Consider the following 21,508-nt stretch of genomic DNA (forward strand, 5'->3'; position numbering starts at 1 on the left):
GGGCACCGTGGTAGCGTCCGGGCTCCCGCGATGGCCAACGAGAGCGACTCCACCAAGCCCACCGCGGCGCCCGACGCGCGCGCCGCAGCACCCGAGCTGCGCCTGCTGGACCGCAGGGCGTTCGTGGGGTTCCCCGCGCTCGAAGTCACGCCCGGGCTGCGCATCTCCGACTTCGCGCTCCAGATTCCGGACGTCAGCTTCCCCTTCAACGTCAGCGCCGGGGCCACGCGTTATCAGCGCAAGAAGCTGAGCTTCGGCTTCCTGGAGCTGAGCGTCGACGCGGACCTCGTCACGCGGCGGGTGGCGGAGCTGGCGGGGAAGCTGGCGGGCATCGAGGAGCTGCGGCTGCACTTCCGTCCCGGCTACCTGGAGGGCCAGGGACGGCTGCCCGCGCCGGAGCGCACGCCGTTCACGTTCAAGGTCGCCTTCGACGCGGATGGCGAGAAGCTCGCCATCTACCTGTACGACGTGCGGCTGTATGGCTTCTCGTCGACGCCGTCGGTGCAGGTGCCGGGGCTGTTGTCCTCGGCGGTGGGCGCGCTGGCGCTGGTGCCCGACGTGGAGGTGCGCGGGGCCTCTGGGTTCTCCACGCGCGTGCTGCCCGCGCTGTGTCAGCTCGCGGCGGTGAGCCGTGGCTACAAGATGCCGTCGCTGGACACGGCGCGGCTGTCCGCCGCCGAGGTGTCGAGCACGGGCCTGCGGCTGCGCTTCGCGGCGGGGGGACTTCCTCCTCCGTCCGCGCCGGACGAGGAGCTGCTGCTCACGCTCGAGGGCGCGCGGGCGTTCGCGGACGCGGAGGGGCTGGTCGCCCAGGGCCGTCTGGCCGAGGCGCGGCAGGTGTATCTGCAGGCCGGGGACGCGCAGGACGCGCACCCGTTCGCGGCGGAGCGGCTGTTGTCGCTCCTGGTCGCGGACCCCCAGGCGCACGAGCTGGCCCTGGACGTGGCGGCCACGCTCCAGCGCAGGCGCGACAGGAGCCCCGCGGCGCTGTGGGGCGAGGCGGTGGTGCGCGAGCGTCGCGGCGAGGGTGCTCGCGCGGCCGAGCGTTATCTGGCGCTGTGCGCGCTGGCGCGTCGTACGTCCGAGGAGGCCGCGGCCTTCTTCTCCGCCGAGGCCGCCGCGCGCTGCTCTCGCGACACCGCGCCTCAAGTCGCGGTGAAGGCGCTGCACGAGCTGCTGGGGCTGAAGCCGGACCACCTGCCGTCGCTCAAGGCGCTGGCTCGCGCGTCGGACCAGGCGCGCGACAGGGCCGGCGCGGTGCGGGCCTATCGCCGGTTGGCGGCGCTGGCTCGCGACCCGCACGAGGCCGCGGACGCGCACGTGCACCTGGCCCGGCTGTGCGCGCAGACGGAGGACGACATCGCCGGCGCGCGCCTGCACTGCGAGGCCGCGCTGCGACTGGCGCCGGACCAGGCCGATGCGTTGCTGCTCTTGGGTGAGCTGTGTCACCGGGGCGGCGAGCACCTGCGCGCGCTCAAGGCGTTGGACCGCCTGCGCGAGGTGTCCATGGCCCGGCACGAGCTGGACCGGGTGGGCCACGCCGACCTGATGGCCGGCCGCGTGTGGGAAGAGGGCTTGAAGCAGCCGGAGAACGCGCTGCTTCGCTACCGCGAGGCGGTGTCGCTGCTCCCCGGCGAGCCCGAGCCGCTGTTCGCCGCCGCGCGCGTGGCGGAGGGGCTGGGCCGGTTGCAGGAGGCACTCGCGGGCTACCAGCAGGCGCTGGAGCTGGCGGGGCCGGCGCCGCGCTCGGAGGGCATCCGCCACGCGGCGCATGCGAGCCACCACGCGTTGGCGCGGCTGTACCGCTCGCGGCTGGGAGACCCGGCGCGCTCGCGGGAGCACCTGGAGTCCGCGCTCGCGTTGGACCCTCGCGACGCGCTGGCGCTCGAGGAGCTGATTCCGTACTTCCGCATCACCGGCAAGTCGCTGGAGCTGGCCGACGCGCTGGAGAAGTCCGCCGCGCTCCAGGACGAGCCTTCCAAGCGCGCCGCGTCCTGGGCGGAGGCGGGCGAGCTGTACCGCGGGCGGCTGCAGCAGCCGGAGAAGGCGGAGCGACTGCTGCTGCTCGCGCTGGAGGCGGACGCGGACCACCGGCCGTCGCTGGAGTCCCTGCTGGCGCTGGCCGAGGCGCGGCGCGACGGGCCGCTGCTCACGCGGTGCCTGTCCGCGCTGGCGCGGCTGTCCACCGACGTGAAGGAGCGCGCGCAGAAGTACCGGCGCCTCGCGGTGGCCGCGCGCGACCTGGCGTTCGACCTGGACCTGGCGGTGCATTCGCTGCAGGAGGTGCTGCGCGCGGAGCCGGATGACCTGCCGGCGCTGGGTGAGCTGTGCGCCCTGCAGCGCAAGCGCGCGGACATGGCCGGGCTGGCCGTGGCGCTGGAGGAGCGCGCGCGGGTGGCCGAGGCGCAGGGCGACAAGCGCCTGGCGGCGGCCGCGCTGCGTGAGCTGGCCGGGGTGCTGGAGGCCCGGCTGGGGCGCGTGGGCGATGCGCTGGTGGCGCTGGAGAAGGCGGCGCGGCTGGCGCCCGACTCCGCGGTGCTGCTGGACCTGGCGGACCTGTCCCTGCGCTGCGACCGCCCGGAGCATGCGCGGCGCGCGCTGGAGTCGCTCCTGTCCACGCTGCCTCGCACGGCGGCGCCGGAGAAGCTGGCGGACGTGCGGGCCCGGCTGGGACGCGCGTGCGAGATGCTCGGCGACCGCGAGGGCGCCATCGCCGCGTATGCGCAGGCGCTGCCCTTGCGCCGTCTGGACGACGCGCTGGCCGCGCGCCTGGAGTCCCTCTACACCGAGGCCGGCGAGACGCAGGCGCTGGCCGAGCTGTGGGCGGGTCGCGCGCAGGCGCTGATGGGGGCCGAGCGCGCCGAGGAGGCCGCGCCGCTGTTCCTGCAGAGCGCTCGCGCGCTGCTCGAGCGGGGCGAGAAGTCCGCCGCGCTGCTGCGCCTGTCCGCCGCGCTGGAGGCGAGCCCCGAGGGCCCGCTGGCGGCCGAGGTGCTGGAGTCGCTGGCCGAACTGGAGCTGGAGCGGGGCGAGAAGCTGGAGGCGGCGCGCCTCTACGCGCGCCGTGCCGTGCTGGTGCCCGAGGACCGCGCGGGCGCGAGGCTCCTGTTCCGCGCGTCGCTGTTGGCGGCGGGGACCAGTCGCGAGGAGGTGTTCCTCGCCGAGGCGCTCGAGCGCGACGCGTCGTTCGCTCCCGCGCGGCAGCGCCGGGGTGAGCTGAAGCTGCCCACCGATGCCCGGGCCGCGCTGGATGACTTCGAGGCGGTGCTGGCGCTGCCTCCGGTGGACGCCGACGCGCCTCGCGAGGCGGAGCGCGTGTCCCTCACGCGCAAGGCCGCGGGCGCCGCCGTGCGCGCGGGCCGCACCGACTCCGCGCGCCGCCTGTTGGGCGAGTACTGCATCCGCGCGCCGGAGGACCTGGACGCGCGCGTGGAGCTGGCCAACCTGCACCGCAAGGCGGGCGCCCGCGAGGCGCTGGCGGACCTGCTGGTGGAGCTGTGGCCCCGCCTGTCCGGTGAGCCTCGGCGCGCGGCCCGTCGCGAGCTGGCGGAGCTGTCGTTGTCGCTGGGACGCGCGGGCGCGGCGATGGACTCGCTGCGCAGCCTGCGTCTGGAGGAGCCGCACGACACGTGGGCGGCGCAGGCGCTGCTCGATCTGCTGCCCCCGCCGGGCACGGGCTCCGTCGAGGAGGAGGCCGAGCGCCTGGAGCTGTTGGGCGCCCTGGTGACCTCGTCGTCGGGAGAGGAGCGCGCGGAGTTGCTCGCGCGCCGCGCCGTGCTGCACCGCGCGTCCCATCGCCTGCCCGCCGCGCGTGAGGACTTCTCCGAGGCCGCCACGCTGTCTCGCCGCCCCGCGCCGTTGCTGCTGGCGCTGGCGGAGCTGGCGCGTGAGTCCGAGGACGAGGCGGGCGAGCTGGCGGTGTGGCGTCGCGCGGTGGTCGCCGATGCCCAGCTCGGCACGCGCGCCCGCGAGCGACTGCTCGCCCTGGGGACGACGCTGGCGGAGAAGGATGTCCGGCCGCTGGCGCGCGAGGCGCTGCTCGCCGCCGTCGCCCTGTCGCCCTCGGAGGCGGAGCGCTGCGACGCCTGGTTCACCCTGGCCGACCTGGCCCGCCGTGACGAGCGTCCGGACGAGGAGGCCACCGCGCTGGCCGAGGCCGCGAAGCAGGGCCCCACGCCCCGCCGCGTCGAGGCGCACCTGGCTCGCGCCGGGCTGCTGGAGTCGCGCGGAGCGCTGGCCGATGCGCGCGAGAGCCTGCGGGCGGCGCTGGCGCTGGCGCCCCGACACACGGGGGCCACGGCGTCCCTGCTGCGCGTGCTGCGGACCCTGGGAGACTGGGCCGCGCTGGCCGAGGTGCTCGCGGCCGAGGCGCCCCACGCCGGGTCGGGCGAGGCCGCGACGATGTACTCGGAGCTGGCGTCGCTCTACCTGGAGCGACTCGACCAGCCGGGCCCCGCAGAGGCGGCGCTGCGCCATGCGCTGCGGCTGACCCCGGACGACGCGAACGCACGGCGCCAGCTGGTGTCCCTGGTCGCGGGTCGGGGCGAGCTGCGCGAGGCCGCGGCGCTGCTGGAGACCGCCGCCGAGAGCGCGGGCGCGACCGAGGCCGCCACGCTGCTGCGCGAGGGCGCCACCTACGCGCGCGACGCGGAGGACCTGGAGCGCGCGCTGAAGCTGTCGCGCAAGGCACACGCCCTGGTGCCGGCGCGCGGCGCGGAGCTGGCCTCGCTGGCGGAGCTGCTCTACCTGCGCGGCGCGGTGGTGGAGGCGCTCCCGCTCCAGGAGACGCTGGCGCTCGCGGTGGACTTCTCGGGCGACGCCGAGTCCGCCGAGGCGAGCTGGCTGCGGCTGGGCGAGCTGGCGGAGAGCGCGGGCGAGACGAAGCGCGCCGTGGGCGCGTACCGGAAGCTGCTCGCCGAGCGGCCCTTGTGCGAGGCCGCGGTGCAGCGGCTCTCCGCGCTGCTGGAGAAGGACGACCCGCGCGGCGCCTTCGAGGTGCTCGTCACCCACGCTCGCTCGCTGGCGCCGTCCGAGGACACGGTGCGGCGGCTCGTGGTGCTGGCGGACAAGGCGCGCGCCTCGCTCGCGGACGCGGGGGTCGCGGCGTCGCTCTTGTCGCACGCGGCCCAGATGGCCCAGACGCCGCTGCCCCTGCGGCTGCGGCTCGCCTCGCTGTACCGCGAGACGGGGCGCTCGCTGGAGCTGCTCACGGAGCTGCGTCAGGTGGCCGCGCTCAGCCTCCAGGTGGGCGACGTGGCGGCGACGCTCGCGGCCCACGACGAAGAGGCCCGGCTCGCCGAGTCCACCGGCCGCGCGGACGACGCGCTGCGCGCGCTCGCGGATGCACGAGACCTCCTGGAGTCGCGTGGCCGTCCCGCCGAGGCCGCCGTCTGCGAGCGCCGTCGCGCGGAGCTGCTGCGCGACGTGAAGCTGGACCTCTCGGCCGCGGAGGGCGCGCTGGACCGCGCCTTCTCGCTGGCGGAGGACCTGGGCACCGCGCGACTGGGCGCCGCGCTGGCCGAGCGCCGCGACGACGCCGACGCCGAGGCCCTGTGGCTGGAGCGCGCGCTGCCGCTGCTGGAGGACTCCAAGGAGGCCGCGGCGCTGCGGCTGCGGCTGGCGAAGCTGCACCTGGGCGTGCTCGCGGACGCGGAGCAGGCGGAGCGCTTCCTGCGCGAGGCGCTGCGCGAGGACCGCTCGCTCGACGAGGCCGAGGCGCTGCTGGCCCGGCTGCTGGAGCGCGACGGCCGCATGGCGGAGCTGGCCGCCTGGTACGAGGAGTGCGCCGAGGGCGAGGCGGACGCGGAGCGCCGCGCCGAGCTGCTCCAGCGCGCCGCGGTGCTGTACCGCGACAGGGCGGGGCGCCCGGACGCGGCCGCCGCGGCCTTCATCGCCGCGCGCTCGGCCCGTCCGGACGACCTGGACCTCACCGCGCAGGCCGCGGAGCTCCTGCACGAGGTGAATCGCCACGCGGACGCCGCCGAGTTCGACGCGGTGCTGCTGGAGGCCGACCCGTTCCGCGAGCCCATCTTCACCCGGCACCGCGCCTTCCTGGAGGAGTCCGAGGACAACCAGTCGCTCGCGGAGCTGATGCTGCGGCGCGCCCAGCGTCAGTCCGACGTGGACGCCGCGGCCAGCTACCTGGCGGCGGCCCGGGCCTTCCGCGCGGGAGGCGCCCGCGAGCGCGCGCTCTTGTGCGAGGACCGCGCCTTCGAGCTGGACCCCGCGAGCGTCGAGGCCTTCGCGCAGGTGCGCGAGCGCGCGGCCACGGACGTGCGCCGGCTGTCGGAGCTGCTCGCCCAGCGCGCGCGAGCCCTGCCTCGCGAGCAGGCGCTGCCCCTCTTGCGCGAGCGCGCCACGCGCCTGCTGGACGCGGGGGAGGCGCTGCTGGCCGCCGAGGCCTTCGACGTGTACCTGGCGAGCGCGGGCGACGACGTGGAGGCGCTGACCGCCCGCGCGGAGCTGGCGGCTCGCAGTGGTGGCCCCGCCGCCGCGCGGCCGTATGACCGGCGGCTGCTGGACGCGGGCGGTGACGCGCTGCCCGTGCCCGTGCGCGCGCGGACCTGGCTGCGGTTGGGCCATGCGTCGCTGGGCGCGAACGCGTACCACGACGCGGCGGATGCCTTCGAGTCGGTGGTGTCGCTGGAGCCCGACGGCGAGCGCGGCCGCGAGGCGCTGTCGCTGCTGGCGGAGGTGCACTCGCGCACGGGCAACGCGCCCGGCCTGTACCGCGCCTCGCTGCAGCTCGCCCGACGCGCGGAGGACACGGCGACGGCGGAGGTGCTGTACCGCCGCGCGGCGGATTTGTTCGAGGACCCGAGGGAGGCCATCGACGCGCTGCTGCCCCTGGCGCGGCTGCGTCCCGCGGACGCCTCCGTCATCGACCGCGCCGTCGCGGGTCTGCGCGCGATGGGCCGCCACGGCGACCTGCTGGCGGTGTACGAGTCCGGCGCCGAGGCCGCGGGAGGCGCACGCGCCGCCGAGCTGCTCCTGGCCGCCGCCACCGTGGCCGCCGAGTCGCTCGCGGACGTGGCCGCGGCGTGGGAGCTCACCCAGCGCGCCGCCGAGGCCGCCCCCGAGGACGTCACCGCGCTGCGCGCCCTGGTGACGGGGCTGCGCGAGCGTCGCGACACGGCCCGACTGCGTCAGGCCCTGGAGCGGCTGGTGCCGCGCCTGGAGGACGCGGACGAGGCGGCCCTGCTGCGGTTGGAGCTGGCCGCGCTGCTGGAGGCCGAGGGCGAGACGTCCACGGCCCGCGAGGCGCTGGAGGCGGTGGTGGAGCGCGGCGCCTCGGGCGCGGGCTACGCCGTCGCGCTGGAGGAGCTGGAGAAGCTGCTGACGGAGGCTCCCGCGCGCCGGGCCGAGGTCCAGGTGGCCCGCGCCGAGCTGACGTCGGGACGTGAGCGTCGTGCGTTGATGCTCGCGGCGGCCCGGGGCTTCGAGAGCGCGGGGCGTCTGCCGGACGCGCTGAAGGCGGCGAAGGACGCGGCGGCCGTCGAGCCGGACGTGGACGCGACGCTGCGAGTCGCGCACCTGTACCGGGCCTCGGGCGAGTCCCCCAAGGCGGCGACGGCGCTGCTGCAGGCGGCCCGGCTCGCCTCTCCGGACGAGCGTCCGCCGCTGCTGCTGGAGGCCGCGGACCTCTGGGAGAAGGCGGGCGAGCACGGCGAGGCGCTGGAGGTCATCGAGCGCATCGCCACCGAGGCGCCGGACATGCTCGCGCCGTCGGAGCTGGCGGAGCGCTTCGGTCGGCTGGGCGCCTTCGCCCGCGCGCTCCAGGTCGGCTTCGCGCCCGCGATGCTGGCCGGCGAGCTGACGGACGCGCTGGCCATGGCCGCGCAGGCCGGAGACGCGGCGCGCACGCGCGAGGCGCTCTGGGCCCTGGTCGCGCAGTCGGACGCGGACCCCGCCCACGCCTCCGCGCTCGCGGACGGGCTGCGCGCGGAGCACGACGCGGAGGGGCTGTTGGAGCTGGCGGCCCTGTCCGTGTCGAGGGACGCGGCCTTCTCCGTGGCCCTGCGCGACGAGGTGCTGCGCGCCCCGGACGCGCCGGAGCTGCAGCGCCTGCGCGCGCTGGACGAGCTGTCGACCGACGCGGGCTTCGCGGCCCGGCTCACGCTGCTGTTGCCTGGCCTCGAGAAGCACCCGGAGCCGCTCTCGGTGGCCGTGCTGAACCGGGTGCGCGCGCTGCCGGACGCGTCGCGCGTGGAAGCGCTCGCCATGGCGGCGGAGGGCTGGACGTCCCGCCGCAAGTCGCTGCTGCTCGAGCGCCACATGCTGGAGTTCAGCCTGGGCCGCTTCGACGCCGCCGCGCGCACGCTGGGCCAGCTCATCGAGGTGGAGGAGGACGCGCGAGCGCGGGCCATCCTGCATCTGGAGCAAGGCGAGCTGTTGCTCAGCCCGCTGGAGCGGCCCGACGAGGCCCGCGCGGCCTTCGAGCGCGCGCTCGAGGATGACGCCGCCTGCGTGACGGCGCTGCACAACCTGCTGGCGCTGGTGGATGAGGCCGAGGACCCGGCCGTCTTCGTGTCGCTCGCCGAGCGCCTGGTGTCGACGGAAGGTCCCGCCGCCGCGACGCAGCACCGCGAGCGCTGGGCGGACGCGTACGAGATGCTGGGCCAGGTGGCCGAGGCCGCCGCCCAATTGGAGGCGCTGCCGGAGACGGAGGAGCGCCTGGCCCGCCGCGCGAGGCTCGCGGAGGAGCGGGGCCTCACGGGCGAGGCGCTGCGGCTGCGCGAGCGGCTCACCGACGAGCCGGGGATGCTGGAGTCCATCCTGCGCGGCTACCTGGACGCGCAGCTGGTGGCCCCCGCGGCCCGGCTCGCCGAGCGCCTCCTCGATGGCGCGGGCCTGTCGCCGGAAGTCCTGCGCCTGGCCTGTGAGCGGCTGTCGCCCGTGTCCGAGGGCGCCGCGTTCGCCACGCGCGTGTGGCCGGGGCTGTTGCGCGCGTCCCCGCTGGACGTGGACGGCTGGACGCTCTTCGCCGAGGCCCTGCGGCTCGTCGGCCGTCAGGACGCGGCCGAGCGCGCGGATGGCATCGGCGCGGCGCTGTCCTCCAGCACGGCGCTGGTGACGCGGGTGCCAGTGTCGCCGCTGCCGTTGCCCTCGGGCTTCCAGCACGCGCCGCCCGTCCGGGTGCTGCCGGTGACGACCGAGAGCCTCCCGCGCCTGTTCGCCGCGCTGCGGCCCGCGCTGACCTCCCTGGGCGCCGAGGTGCTGTCGGTGGGCGTGGACCCCATCGGCGGCGTGGAGGCGTACCTCACCGCGCCGGACGCCCTGGTGCTGGGCGCGGGCGCGCTCGCGTGCTTCGACGCGGTGGAGCTCGCCTATCTGTGCGCGCTGGCCCTGGCGCTCGGAGCGGAGGGCGTGAAGCTTTCCCGCCCGGGCGAAGTCCCCGGCTTCGACGAAGCGGCCGTGGCGGCCTTCCGCGCGGTGCCCTCGTCGCTCGGGGCGGGGCGCGTGCTGGCCCGGCTGGATGCCAAGGTGCGCGGGGGTGACCCGGCGCGGGTGGATGTGGGCGCGGTGCTCGCCCAGGGGGAGACCTTCCGGGCCGTGGCCCTTTGCGTGCTCGACCTCGGGTAGCCGTGTAGCCTGCCCGGCCGTATGCGCCTGAAGCCCTTGCTGCTCTCCGTCCTCCCCGCGGCCGCCGTCGTCGCGGCCATGGCTTGCAACACGGACCCGGTGTACCCAGGCAACCAGTTCCTGGGCACCTTCCAGTTCGAGGCCCGCCTGGACCCGGCGAACACCACCTGCGACGCCTCCATGCCGGAGTTCGCGCAGGTGGACGACGCGGGCGTGTTCCGCTTCGAGGGCACGTTCTCCCGCAACGATGACGGCGGCACGGGCTGGCTCACCGTGCAGGGCTTCAACCGCGACGCGAAGTTCGACGGGCAGCAGGTCGACTCCATGCTCCGCGCGACGTCGCAGCGCGCGTCCTGTGGCAGCACCTGCAAGGACTCACAAATCGAGGAGTCACTGAAGGTGACGCTCTTCAGCGACAGCCAGGCGCGGCTGCTCAACCGCGACTGCAACGGCTTCGACGGCGGCATCCCCGACGCCAGCCCGCCGGCCCCCACGGAGAGTGGCTACGACGTGGCGCTCGCGTGCGGCGCGCTGACGGACGTCTTCCTGCCGGGCTCGTGTACGTGTAATCCGACGACGTGCAGGACTGCGTACAAGGTGCAGGGAGTGCGGAGGGACTGATGACGAAGCGTGCGGTGGTGTTGACCTCGGGGGGCCTGGACTCGACGACGTGCGTGGCCATGGCGAAGGCGAAGGGTTTCGAGCCGGTGTGTCTGGCGGTGGCGTATGGCCAGCGGCACGCGGTGGAGCTCGAGCGGGCGCGTGAGGTGGCGACGGCCCTGGGTGTGAAGGACTTCCGGGTGGTGGGCATCGACCTGCGCCAGGTGGGCGGCTCCGCGCTGACGGCGGACATCGACGTGCCCAAGGACCGGCCCGCGGACGAGATGAGCCACGGCGTCCCGGTGACGTACGTGCCCGCGCGCAACGCGCTGTTCCTCTCGCTGGCGCTGGGGCTCGCGGAGGTGGTGGGCGCCACGGACATCTACATCGGCGTCAACGCGGTGGACTACAGCGGCTATCCCGACTGCCGGCCGGAGTTCATCCGCTCCTTCGAGGCGATGGCCAACCTGGCCACGAAGGCGGGCGTCGAGGGCGCGCGCTTCACGGTGCACGCGCCGCTGTCGGGCCTGACGAAGGCGGACATCATCCGCGAGGGCGTCCGCCTGGGCGTGGACTACGGCATCACCCACTCCTGCTACGACCCGGACACGCAGGGCCGCGCCTGCGGGCGCTGTGACAGCTGCCTGCTGCGCAAGAAGGGCTTCGAGGAGGCCGGCGTGCCGGACCCGACGCGCTACACGGTGGAGGCCGGAGCATGAGGACGTGGGTGCTGGTGGCGGCGCTGGGCCTGTCGACTCCGGCGCTCGCCGAGGACGCGGGGGCCAAGAAGGCGAAGCCCCCGAAGGACTCGGGCACCTCGCCGCTGGTGGACGCCTCCACGGTGGTGGAGGACCTGGCGCTGGACCTGCGCTACGCGACCGAGGACAACTTCCTGAAGAAGAAGGTGTACCCCGACACGGCGCGCTGTCTGCTCCTGCCGGAGTCCGCGAGCAAGCTGAAGGCCGCCGCGGACGTGCTCCGGCCCAAGGGCTACCGGCTCAAGGTCTACGACTGCTACCGGCCGCGCGCGGTGCAGTGGGAGATGTGGAAGATCATGCCCGTGCCCGGCTACGTGGCGGACCCCCGCAAGGGCTCCAACCACAACCGGGGTGGCGCGGTGGACCTGACGCTGGTGACGCTGGACGGACAGGAGGTGGAGATGCCCACCGCCTTCGACACCTTCACGCCCGCGGCGCATCACGGCTATGCGGGAGGCACCGAGGCGTCGCGCCGTCATCGCGAGGTGCTGCGCGAGGCGATGCTGGGCGCGGGCTTCTCGCCCAACCGCATGGAGTGGTGGCACTACGACTTGCCCGACGCGAAGTCGCGGCCCGTGTTGGATGTGCCCTTCACGTCGGAGAAGCAGGGCAACCAGGCGGGCTGACGGCGCCATGATGGAACCGTGATGATGCCGGCCCGCCGCCTGCGGCAGGCTGCGCACCATCCCAAGGAAGGCCGTGCCCGGTGTCCCGCGTGAAGCCCTCGATGAAGAGCGCCCTGCTTCGCTCCCTCTGCGGAGTCCTCCTGTGCCTCGCCTCGCCGGCGTGGGCGCAGGTGGGCGAGGTGACGGGCGTGGTCTCCGAGGCGAAGGACACGCGGCCCCTGGCGGGCGTGAAGGTCCACGCCGCGTCCCCCGCGCTGTCCTCGCCGCGCACCGTGACGACCGATGAGCGGGGCCAGTATCGACTCGCGTCCCTGCCGGCGGGCCTCTACACGCTGCGCTTCGAGAAGGAGTCCTTCCAGCCCGTCACCCGCGAGGGTGTTCGTGTGGAGGCGGGACGGACGCTCGACGTGGCGGTGGAGCTCCAGGCGCTGCCCGTGTCCCATCATCCCTTCGCGTCCCTGACGCCGTTCGCGCCGCCGCTGCGGTTGGAGTCGGACGGAGTCGCCTGGATGGCGGTGCCTCGCGCGGGCGACATCCGAGACCGCGCGCCGCCGTGGGCGCTGCCCCAGGTGTCGCTGATGCCCAGCGAGGGCTCGGGTGAGCGCCGCTACGTGCCGGGCAGCAAGTTCCTGCGCGATTCGGACCTGCGGGGCCACGGCGTCAACCCGACCATCGACACCGAGGAGGAGAACGCCTCCACGTACCCGCTGCGGGTGAGCACGGCCTCGTATGCGCTGACGCGTGGCCACCTGGAGCGCGACTCGCTGCCGGCCGAGGAGGCGGTGCGGGTGGAGGACTTCGTCAACAGCTTCTCTCCCAAGGCGGGTGGCGAGGACGCGGGACCATTCATCGTCGACGTGGAGGGGTTCCCCTCGCCCAGCCGCAAGGGCTACCACGTGGTGCGCGTGACGCTGCGCACGCGCTCGTCCTTCAGCGACGTGGGCGTGCAGCTCGAGTTCGACAAGCGCGCCGTGGCCCGCTATCGCCTGGTGGGCTACGAGAATCCATCCGCCACGCCGCCGGAGCCGCTCGGCGACGACGTGAAGCCGGACCCCGTGGCCCTCTCCGCCGACGCGTCCGTCACCGCCATCTACGAGGTGAAGCTGATTGCCCCGGCCATCGCCTTCGGTGTCCTGCGCATCCTCTACGAGGAGGGCGAGAACACCATGTGGCGCCGCGCGAACAAGCTGTTGCCCTCCAGCGTCCTGCGCTCGTCCATGGCGCGCGCCTCGCCCGACACGCGGCTGGTCTACGTGGCCGCCGCCTTCGCGGAGAGGCTGCGCGGCTCGCCCTGGACGCGCTCGCTCGACTGGGCGCGGCTGCACGCGCTCTGGCAGGACCTCGGTGAGCCGCTGGTGAGCCGGCCGGACGTGGCGAACCTGGGCGCGCTCATCAAGAAGGCGGGCACGCTCGACGCGCGCAAGGAGCGCCCCGGCTCGGATGGCGCGAGCATGGACCCCGACCTGCTCCCGAGCTCCGGGAGGTAGCCGCGACGATGCTCCGCCGGCTGCTGCCCATGCTCGTCGCGCTGGTGCTCGGCCTCCTCGGGCTCGCCTGGGGACTGGGCTCGCTGCACCGCATCTTCGCCGAGGAGCGCGAGGACGCCCGCCGCTCGCTCGACTCGCGGCGCGAGGCCCTGGAGCAGTACGCCCGCGCGTCCCTGACGCAGACGCTGAGGGACCGCTTGGAGGCGGCGAGGCCCGCGTTGGAGGCCGCGGTGACGGACCCGCTGGCGCCCGCCACCGGCCTGTACCTGCGCGAGCGCGGGACCCAGGTGCTGCCCCGACTGGCGCTCCACGACACGGGTGAGGACACCCCCGCGAGCGAGCGGTACGCGCGGCTGCGCGCGGGCACCGAGGTGGCGGAGGACAAGGACGACCCGTGGGCGGAGCGGCTCGCGAGGACGCGCGCGGTGGAGACGGCGCTGACCCGAGGAGACCGACGCGCCTCCACGGTGGCGTTGATGGCGTTGCTGCAACACCGCTCGCAGTACGTGCTCGCCTCGACGCGGGACGTGCCGGGGCTGCTCGTGGTGCTCGAGGCCCTGGCGGAGAAGGGCGACCCGGTGCCGCAGCTCATGCAGGCCCTGGTGCGCGAGGGCCTGTCGGATGGACGTGGAGGCCGACTGGATGGCTTGCAGCGCCTGCTGTTGTCGCGCCGCTCGCGCTTCACGCCCGCGGACTTCCAGTTCCTGCTCACGCGCGTGGCGGCGCTCTCGTCGAAGGTGGGCGCGCCCGTGGAGGACTTGCAGGCCCGCGCGAGTGAGCTCGTGAAGAGCCCCTTGCCGCTGCCGGACGCGCTCCCGGGCCCAGCCCTGGTGCGCGCGGGGTGGTACCTGGAGCCTCGCGGTGGCAACCAGGTGCGCGGCGTGGCGGTGGACGCGGGGGTGCTGCTCGCGTCGCTCACGCGGGAGATGCGCGAGCGCGGGCTCCTGGACGCGGAGGGAACGGTGAAGCTGCTCGGCGACGCGGCGGTGGTGGCCGTGGACGCGCTGCCCTTGTCGGTGGTGACGCCCGAGTGGGCGCGCGCCGAGACGGCGCTGGAGCGGCGCTACCGGCTGAAGACGGGCATGGTGCTGTTGTGCGCGGGGCTCGCGGTGGGCATCGCCGCGCTGGCCTTCCTCGCGCAGCACCGCAAGTACCGCTTCCTGGAGCTGAAGAGCGACTTCGTGGCCACGGTGTCCCACGAACTGCGCACGCCGCTGGCCTCCATCCGCCTGCTCGCGGAGACGCTCGAGTGGCGACTGGCCGAGGGCGCCGAGGCGCGCGACTACCCGGGCCGCATCGTGCGCGAGGCGGACGGCCTGGGCTTCCTGGTGGAGAACCTGCTGTCCTTCAATCGCATCGACAAGGGCCGCTGGGTGGCCCGCTTGGAGCCGGTGCGCCTGGAGGAGCTGGTGGCGTTGATGCGCCGCGACTTGGAGGCCTGGTCCAAGGTGCCCGTGGAGCTGGAGGCGCACGTGGGCGAGCTGTCCTTGCGCGCCGATTCGCAGCTGTTGCGCCTGCTCCTCTCCAACCTCGCGCGCAACGCGTGCGCCTACAACGCCCGGCAGCCGGTGCGCCTGCGCGTGGAGGCGATGCCCGGTGGACGCGTGCGCTTCTCCGACAACGGCGTGGGGATTCCGCCCCAGGATTGGGAGCGCGTCTTCGGCGAGTTCGTCCGCCTGCCCGGCCAGGGCCGCGAGGTGCCCGGCAGCGGCCTGGGCCTGGCGCTGTGCCGCCGCATCATGCGTCTTCACGGAGGCACCCTGCGCGTGGTGGCCTCCAGCCCCGAGGGCACCACCTTCGAGCTCTCGTTTCCCTCGACTGCGACGATATGAACCCCACCCAGCCCACCATCCTCCTCGTGGAGGACGACCCGAACCTGCGGCTCGCGCTGCGCGACAGCCTGGAGCACCAAGGAGGCTACGCCGTGGAGGAGGCCTCCACCGTGCGCGAGGCCCGCGAGCACCTCTCCCGCGGCGCCTTCCAGCTCCTCCTCCTGGACGTCATGCTGCCGGACGGCGACGGCTACTCGCTGTGCCGCGCGCTGCGCGAGGAGGGCGTCGCCACGCCGGTGTTGATGCTCACCGCACGCACACTGGAGGACGACGTGGTGCGCGGCTTCGAGGCGGGCGCGCAGGACTACCTGGGCAAGCCCTACCGGCTGCGGGAGCTGCTCGCGCGCGTGGGGGCGCTGGTGCGCCGCTCGGGCGGCGCCGCGCCCGCGAAGCAGGTGCGCTTCGGCGGCTACCGGATGGACCTGGACCGCCGCAAGGTGGAGAACCCCGACGGCGCGGCCGTGGAGCTGACGCGCACGGAGTTCGACCTGCTGGCCTTCCTGGTGAAGGAGCGCGAGCGGGTGCTGCGCCGCGACGACATCCTGGACGCGGTGTGGGGGCGCGACGTCGTCGTGGACCCGCACACCGTGGACAACTTCGTCTCCAGCTTGAAGAAGAAGCTGGGGTGGAACAGCGCCTCGCGCTTCGCCATCCAGACGGTGCGCGGGGTGGGCTACCGCATGGAAATCGAAGCGCCCTGAGTGGAGGCCCTTCAGCGCAGCGGGTTGTTGACCACCTGCCGCTCCAGCGTCCCCAGGCCCGCGCGCTGCGCATCCGGCATCCGCGCCCGGGTCGACTGGAGGAGCGTCAGCGTCTCCGGCGCGTCCACGCGCAGCACCGCCTGGGTGAGCGCGCGCTGGGCGTCCCCCGAGTAGTCGGGCCACGCGTGGACCAGGGCCTCCGCGGCCACGCGGCGCACGGCGCCTTCCTCCGCGCGGTGCTTCACCTGCGGCGTCTTCCAGGCCCACGCGGAGCCGATGTCTCCCAGCGCCTGCGCGACGCGGCGGGCGACCTCCGGCGCGGGCCGCGCCGCGAGCACCTCCGCCAGTCGCTGCGCCACCGTCAGCCTGCGGCAGGACCCCATGGCCCCGAGCACCGAGAGGCCGCGCGCGCCTGCTTCGCGAGACAGCGCGACGAGCACCTGCGCGGCCTCGTCCGACTCCAGCTTCGCCAGCGCCGTCGCCGCCGCGCGACGTGCCGGACGCCGGGTCTCCAGACGTTCGAGCAGGTACGTCCACAAGGGCAACAGCCGCGCGTCCCTCAGCTCGCCGGTGGCTTCAATCATCCCCAACTGGAGGGCCAGCTTCGCGGAGTCACGCTCGGGCTGGGGCGCCTGCCCCGTGTCGAAGGCGAGCCGCTCCACCATGGGCCACAGCCCCTGGGGGCCGAGCTGGCGGAACAGCGGCGCGATGGCGGCGACAGTCCCACGCTTGCGCGCATCCAAGACGTCCACCTGGGCGACGGCCGCCTCCAGGCGCGTGAAGGCCTCGGGCGTCTGCTGACGCGCCTTCGCCACCTCCTCGCGCAGCGCGCCCAGGCCGTCCGTCTGCGCGAGGGCGGGCAGGGCGAGCAGCATCAACAGCAACGACACGGCGGTGCACAGGCCGCGTGACAGCGTGGAGCTCATCGGCCGCCCTCCCACCACTTCACGGGGGACGGGACGCGCGCGGCGTTCGTCGCGCAATGCACCTCACCACCCCCCACGTGGTAGGGGTCCCAGGTGTCGGACCAGTGCACGCGGATGCCGTGCGGCGCCAGGGCCTGCTCCATCTGCACCTTGAACACGTCCTTCCCGTCGATGACGGGGCCATGCGGGTCCGGCGCGATGACGAGCGAGCGCGACACCGACAACAGATTCACCGTGCCGGGCTGCAGCGCCATCGCGCCGTGGGTGGAACTCTGGAAGAGGAAGGGCACGCGGATGATCTCCGCGTCGGTGATTCCCGTCTCCTCGCGGAGCACGGCCAACTGCTCCTCGATTTCGAGCGCGGCCATCGCGTTGGTGTCCATCACCCCGGCGTGGTCCAGCAGCGCGGAGACCGTCATCTCCGCGGGCTGCTCCATCATCCAGCGCTTGCCCTCGAAGAGCTGCGCCTCGCCATGTCCGCGCGCCTGCGCATCCATCAGCATGCGCCGCGCCTGGGCGGGGTCGGCCACCAGGGCAATCCATCCACGCGGCGAGTCCACGGGCAGGAAGCTGACCGTCTCATCCACGTGCGCCACGGCGAGCCAGGACGTGTCCAGGTACACCACCGGCTGGACGGCCTGCGCGTCGAGCATCCGCGTGAAGCTCGGGTCCAGCTGGAAGTCGGGCTCGGAGTCGGGGCCCCGTCCGCGCAGGAGCCGGCCCAGCGGATACTTCACGCCGTCCTTCTCGTAGGGCGGGATGACCTCGGTGTTGCCCATGGAGTTGAGCGTCTGCGATTCGGGCGACATGCCTGACTGGTACTGCTGCACCGCCGCCTGGTCCCGGCCGCGCAGCCAGTAGACGATGCGTCCGGCCTCGCGCAGCGGCACCGGGCGCTCGTTCGTGTTGACGTTGGCTGAGCGGAGGTTGACCTGGATGACGTGTTGTCCGCCGCCCTCGGTGGGCATCGCCATGTACGCGGGCTCGAAATAGTCCTGGGTCCACAGGTCATCCACCGCGAACTCGGAGAAGAGCGTGGGCTCCTGGGAGCTGACGAGCGCGCCGCCCAGGTCCTCCCGGAAGCGCGCCGACGCCTCGGTGTCCAGTCGCGAGACGTAGACGTTGCGCACCGGTGACAGGTGATGGAACAGCACCACGGGCGCCACGCGCATCATCACCGTGTCCCGGAACAGCTCCTGTGGACGGTCCACGTGGTAGACGGTCAGCGTCACCTCCACGCGGCCATCCCACGCGGCCGAGTCCCTCACGATGTCGTTGGCCTCGATGGCCAGGTCCGCGCCCTCGCGCAAATCCCTGGCGGACAGCGGCAGCACGTTGGCGATGCGGAACGACAGGAACTGTCCATCCATGCGCTTGAACAGGCGCACCTTGTCCGCGCCCGCTCCCGTCACGGACACGGTGCCCACCGCGTAGCTCGGCGCCCCAGGCCACGGCGCGACGCGCAGCCGCGCCAGGTCCTTGAGGTCCTCCTCACCGTTGACCTCGTTGTCCTGGGCGTCGTTGCACCCGGCGAGCTGCTCGTCGCTGAGCTGGGTGAAGGACGGACTGAAGGGACACGCCTTCTGGTCGTCGTCGATGTTGGCCAGGAAGATGGCGCCACGCTCGGCGCTCCAGGTCTCCTCGCCGGCTTCGTCCCGCTCGTCGACCACGCCGTCGCGGTTGACGTCCGCGAGCAGGTCCACGTGCGGCTCGAACGGCGCGGTGAGCCGGTCCGAATGGCTGCCGGTGTCACCACCAGAATCGAAGAGGGCGGAGCACCCGCCGAGCACCACCAGCGAGAGCAACCACCCCAAGGGCGCGGGCGTCTTCATCGTTGGCATCCATACGAAAAACATCCGGGGTTCGGGTACAAGCAACGGTTGGTGCGAGCCGGCGGTGTTCAGGAGGCAAGGGATGTTTGACAGGGTGGGCGAGCAGGCACCTGGGGGCGCGGGCGATAACCTCGCGCGGGCTCGTGGGTTCCTGCCTCCAGCCATGCGCCTCGTGTCCCTCGGTTTGCTGTCGGCCTTGCTGCTCTCATGTGCGAGCACTTCACACCCAGCGCGGAGTCAGGCGCCCGTCGAGGACCTCGGGCCGGGAGCGCAGGTGCACCTGCTCCAGCGGTGGGCCTTCGGGCCGTCGGCGCGCGAGCTGGCGGAGGTGCGGCGCCTGGGGGTGCGCGGTTGGGTGGAGGCGCGGCTCGTGCGTCGGGACGCGCCGATGTCACCGGCGCTGGCAGGCAAGCTCCAGGCGTTGCCCACGCTGGAGATGTCGATGTCGGAGCTGCTCGACGCGTACCCGAACCGGAAGGAGCGCGAGCAGGCGCTCCTGGATGGGCGTGAGCTGGAGCGCCCCGCGCGAATCAGTGAAGAGCTCGCCGCCGCCAAGCTGCTGCGCGCCGTCGAGGGGCCGAATCCGCTCGAGGAGGTGCTGGTGGACTTCTGGTTCAACCACTTCAACGTCTCCGCGGACAAGGGCGCGGTGCGATGGATGGTGACGTCGTACGAGCGCGACGCCATCCGCCCGCATGTCTTCGGGCGCTTCCGGACGTTGCTCGGCGCCACGGCGCGCCACCCGGCGATGCTCGTCTATCTGGACAACTGGAGGAGCAGGCGTGACGGCATGCCGGAGCGGGGCCGCGCGCGCGGGGACGCGGAGGACGAGGGCGAGGTGGAGATGGACGCCGAGCCCAGGCCGGGGCTCAACGAGAACTACGCGCGCGAGCTGCTGGAGCTGCACACGTTGGGCGTGGAGGGCGGCTACTCGCAGACGGACGTGCGGGAGGTGGCGCGGTGCTTCACGGGGTGGAGCGTGAAGAAGCCGCGCGAGGCGCCCGAGTTCGTCTTCCGTCGTCGGGCGCATGACCCGGAGTCGAAGCGCGTGCTGGGGCAGGAGCTCGCGGCGGGAGGTGGGGAGGCGGATGGGGAGCGGGTGTTGGATGTGCTCGCGCGGCATCCGTCCACGGCGCGGCACCTCGCGACGAAGCTGGCGCGGCGCTTCGTGTCGGACTCGCCGCCCCCGGCGTTGGTGGACCGGTTGGCGAAGGTGTTCCTCGACACGGACGGGGACCTTTCGTCGGTGTACCGCGCGCTGTTGGACGCGCCGGAGTTCTGGGCGACCGAGGCGCGTGGCGCGAAGGTGAAGACGCCCTTCGAGTTCGTGGTGTCCGCGCTGCGGGTGACGGGGGCGGAGGTGGAGGTGCGTCCCCGGCTGGTGCAGTCGGTGGCGAAGATGGGACAGCCCCTGTACCGGGCGCCGGCGCCCACGGGCTTCCCCGAGGTGGCGGCGCCGTGGGTGAACAGCGGCTCGCTGGTGGCGCGGCTGAACTTCGGGTTGGACCTGGTGAGCGGCAGGATGCCTGGGACGCGCGTGGTGATGGAGTCCGTCGCGTGGCCCGCGGAGCCCACGGCGGAGGCGTGGCTGGAGGCGCTCGGGCTCGCGCTCCTGGGGACGCCGCCGTCGGAGGAGACGAGGGCGACGGTGCTCGCCGCGCTCTCCCGCCGGAAGGAGTCGGCGAGCGCCGAGGCGGAGCGAGGGCCCGTCGACGTGGCCCTCATCGCCGGACTGCTGTTGGGCTCACCGGAGTTCCAGCGGCAGTAGCACGCGAGCGTGGCCGGGCCGCGGCCCTCCCGCTCAGCTCCTCGAAGAGGGCGCGCATCGCGTCGTCCTGAATCTGGCTCACGTCCCGGAGCTCCGGGGGGAAGGCCCGGTCCATCCGGGCCCCCGCGGCGACCAGGGCACGGACCGCGAGCTCCGCGTCTCGCGAGTAGGCCTGCTCCGCGAGCTGCGCCAGGGGCGTCGTCTTGTGGGCGGGCCACCCGGAGTCCGGCTTCGCTCCGTGCTGGAGGAGGAGGGGGACGCAGCGCAGGGCCTCGCGGTGGGAGACGGCGACCTGGAGCGGATAGACGGCGTCCTTCCCCCCGTGGTTGGGGTTGGCGCCCTTCCCGAGCAGGAGGCGGACCATCTCGCAGTTCATCTGGTGGAGCGCCGTGTGGAGCGCGCTGGCGTCGCCCTCGCGTGGCTGGACCCCGAGGCCCGCCGCCAGCAGCTCCTCCAGCAGATGAGGGTCGCGCAGCTCGATGGCGTGCTTCAAGGCCATGCTGTCGCGCATGCCCGGGCGGATGCCGGGCAGCAGCGCCCGGATGATGTCCTTGTCCCCGTTCAGGGTGGCGCTGGAGAGCGCGGACGTGTCGGGTTCCCGCTGGGGGCCGACATTCGCGCCCTGCGCCACCAGCTCCCGGACCCGCGGGAGGTCGCGCTCCTGGACGGCCGTGCGCAGGGCCGCGTCGACCTGCTGGGTGACCGCCTTCTTCCTCAGACTCGCCATGCGCGCGTCGAAGCCGGGATTCTTCCTGCGCAGTCGCGCCACCCCTTGCTTGAACCAGTCGTGCTCCGAGGTGTTGAAGTGCCAGCGTCCCGACGACGCGACCTCGAACCAGTCGCGCGCCTCGTTCCATCCTCCCATGACGATGAACCTCTGCCCGATGTCGGGTCCGGTGACGTGCGGCTCGGGGGCGGGCTCCTGGGTTCCCGGGCCCTGGGTTCCACAGCGGAACTCCGGAACCCCGCTGCTGAAGACGGCGGGGAGGTGCTCCCCGGGCGTGACGCCCAGCAACGTCTCCTCGACCGCCAGCTCCACCCTCGGGGGCCGGTACTTCGTGGCGCCCTGGTCTCGCACCGAGACGACGCGGACGACGTGGATTTCGCAGCCCTCGATGGAGCGGGCGGGGAACCTCGACTCGAACGAAGGGGGCTTCTGGCCTTGTCTGAAGCTGTTCAGGTCCGGACGCCAGGTGAAGCAGTCCTTCGCGGACCAGCTCCGCGAATCCGAGGGCAGCTCACGCTCGATGGACGCCGCCTCGGCGGAGGTCGTCATCAGCAACGATGCCAGCGCCGCGAGGAGCAGCCCCAGGGGCGCGGTGCCATCGAAGCCGAGGCGGAGGGAGGACACGCGGTGGGAGGACATGGGCGGAGTCTAGACCAGACATCCGCACCCGAC

At 73.8% G+C, this 21,508-nt stretch carries 11 protein-coding genes; 8 read left to right on the forward strand and 3 right to left on the reverse strand.

The genetic code is table 11. The features are described 5' to 3' along the window. Positions 1 to 30 precede the first annotated feature (30 nt). The 7 genes from LXT21_RS12835 to LXT21_RS12865 all read left to right on the forward strand — a co-directional run bounded on the left by LXT21_RS12835 (position 31) and on the right by LXT21_RS12865 (position 15,583). Entirely contained in the window at positions 31 to 9,579 is a 9,549-nt protein-coding gene (locus LXT21_RS12835; RefSeq protein WP_254038404.1) for a flagellar hook-length control protein FliK, read from the forward strand. Positions 9,580 to 9,600: 21 nt separating this feature from the next. Then, complete coding sequence (locus tag LXT21_RS12840; RefSeq protein WP_254038405.1) at positions 9,601 to 10,200, forward strand: hypothetical protein; 600 nt, start codon at positions 9,601 to 9,603, stop codon at positions 10,198 to 10,200. After that, positions 10,200 to 10,898: a 7-cyano-7-deazaguanine synthase QueC gene (gene queC / locus LXT21_RS12845; protein ID WP_046716235.1), complete on the forward strand. Its 699-nt coding sequence runs from the start codon at positions 10,200 to 10,202 to the stop codon at positions 10,896 to 10,898. Before LXT21_RS12840 ends, queC begins: the two co-directional genes overlap by 1 nt. Beyond that, a complete protein-coding gene (gene ddpX, locus LXT21_RS12850) occupies positions 10,895 to 11,563 on the forward strand; it encodes a D-alanyl-D-alanine dipeptidase (RefSeq protein ID WP_254038406.1) in 669 nt (222 codons plus the stop codon). The genes queC and ddpX overlap by 4 nt, the downstream gene beginning before the upstream one ends. An 80-nt stretch (positions 11,564 to 11,643) precedes the next feature. Continuing rightward, on the forward strand, positions 11,644 to 13,050 hold the full coding sequence (locus LXT21_RS12855; protein ID WP_254038407.1) for a YfbK domain-containing protein: 1,407 nt from the start codon (positions 11,644 to 11,646) through the stop codon (positions 13,048 to 13,050). An 8-nt stretch (positions 13,051 to 13,058) separates the two neighbouring features. Then, positions 13,059 to 14,882, forward strand: coding sequence for a sensor histidine kinase (locus tag LXT21_RS12860; protein ID WP_254038408.1), 1,824 nt, complete (start codon positions 13,059 to 13,061; stop codon positions 14,880 to 14,882). Beyond that, the gene (locus LXT21_RS12865; protein ID WP_254038409.1) at positions 14,879 to 15,583 is read left to right on the forward strand and encodes a response regulator transcription factor; all 705 of its coding nucleotides are present in this window, start codon (positions 14,879 to 14,881) and stop codon (positions 15,581 to 15,583) included. Before LXT21_RS12860 ends, LXT21_RS12865 begins: the two co-directional genes overlap by 4 nt. Before the next feature lie 11 nt (positions 15,584 to 15,594). On the opposite strand, the gene LXT21_RS12870 is transcribed toward LXT21_RS12865, so the two are convergent. Then, positions 15,595 to 16,509: a hypothetical protein gene (locus LXT21_RS12870; RefSeq protein ID WP_254038553.1), complete on the reverse strand. Its 915-nt coding sequence runs from the start codon at positions 16,507 to 16,509 to the stop codon at positions 15,595 to 15,597. Next, positions 16,506 to 18,341 carry a protein-arginine deiminase domain-containing protein gene (locus LXT21_RS12875; protein WP_254038410.1) on the reverse strand — a complete coding sequence of 612 codons (1,836 nt, stop codon included), beginning with the start codon at positions 18,339 to 18,341 and terminating at the stop codon, positions 16,506 to 16,508. Before LXT21_RS12875 ends, LXT21_RS12870 begins: the two co-directional genes overlap by 4 nt. A 274-nt stretch (positions 18,342 to 18,615) precedes the next feature. Here LXT21_RS12875 and LXT21_RS12880 point away from each other — a divergent pair, with 274 nt between their 5' ends. Next, a complete protein-coding gene (locus LXT21_RS12880) occupies positions 18,616 to 20,109 on the forward strand; it encodes a DUF1800 domain-containing protein (RefSeq protein WP_254038411.1) in 1,494 nt (497 codons plus the stop codon). Here LXT21_RS12880 and LXT21_RS12885 read toward each other — a convergent pair. Beyond that, positions 20,063 to 21,475: an ankyrin repeat domain-containing protein gene (locus LXT21_RS12885; RefSeq protein ID WP_254038412.1), complete on the reverse strand. Its 1,413-nt coding sequence runs from the start codon at positions 21,473 to 21,475 to the stop codon at positions 20,063 to 20,065. The genes LXT21_RS12880 and LXT21_RS12885 overlap by 47 nt on opposite strands. Positions 21,476 to 21,508: the final 33 nt, after the last annotated feature.

The organism is Myxococcus guangdongensis, assembly GCF_024198255.1.
GTDB classification, from domain to species: domain Bacteria; phylum Myxococcota; class Myxococcia; order Myxococcales; family Myxococcaceae; genus Myxococcus; species Myxococcus guangdongensis.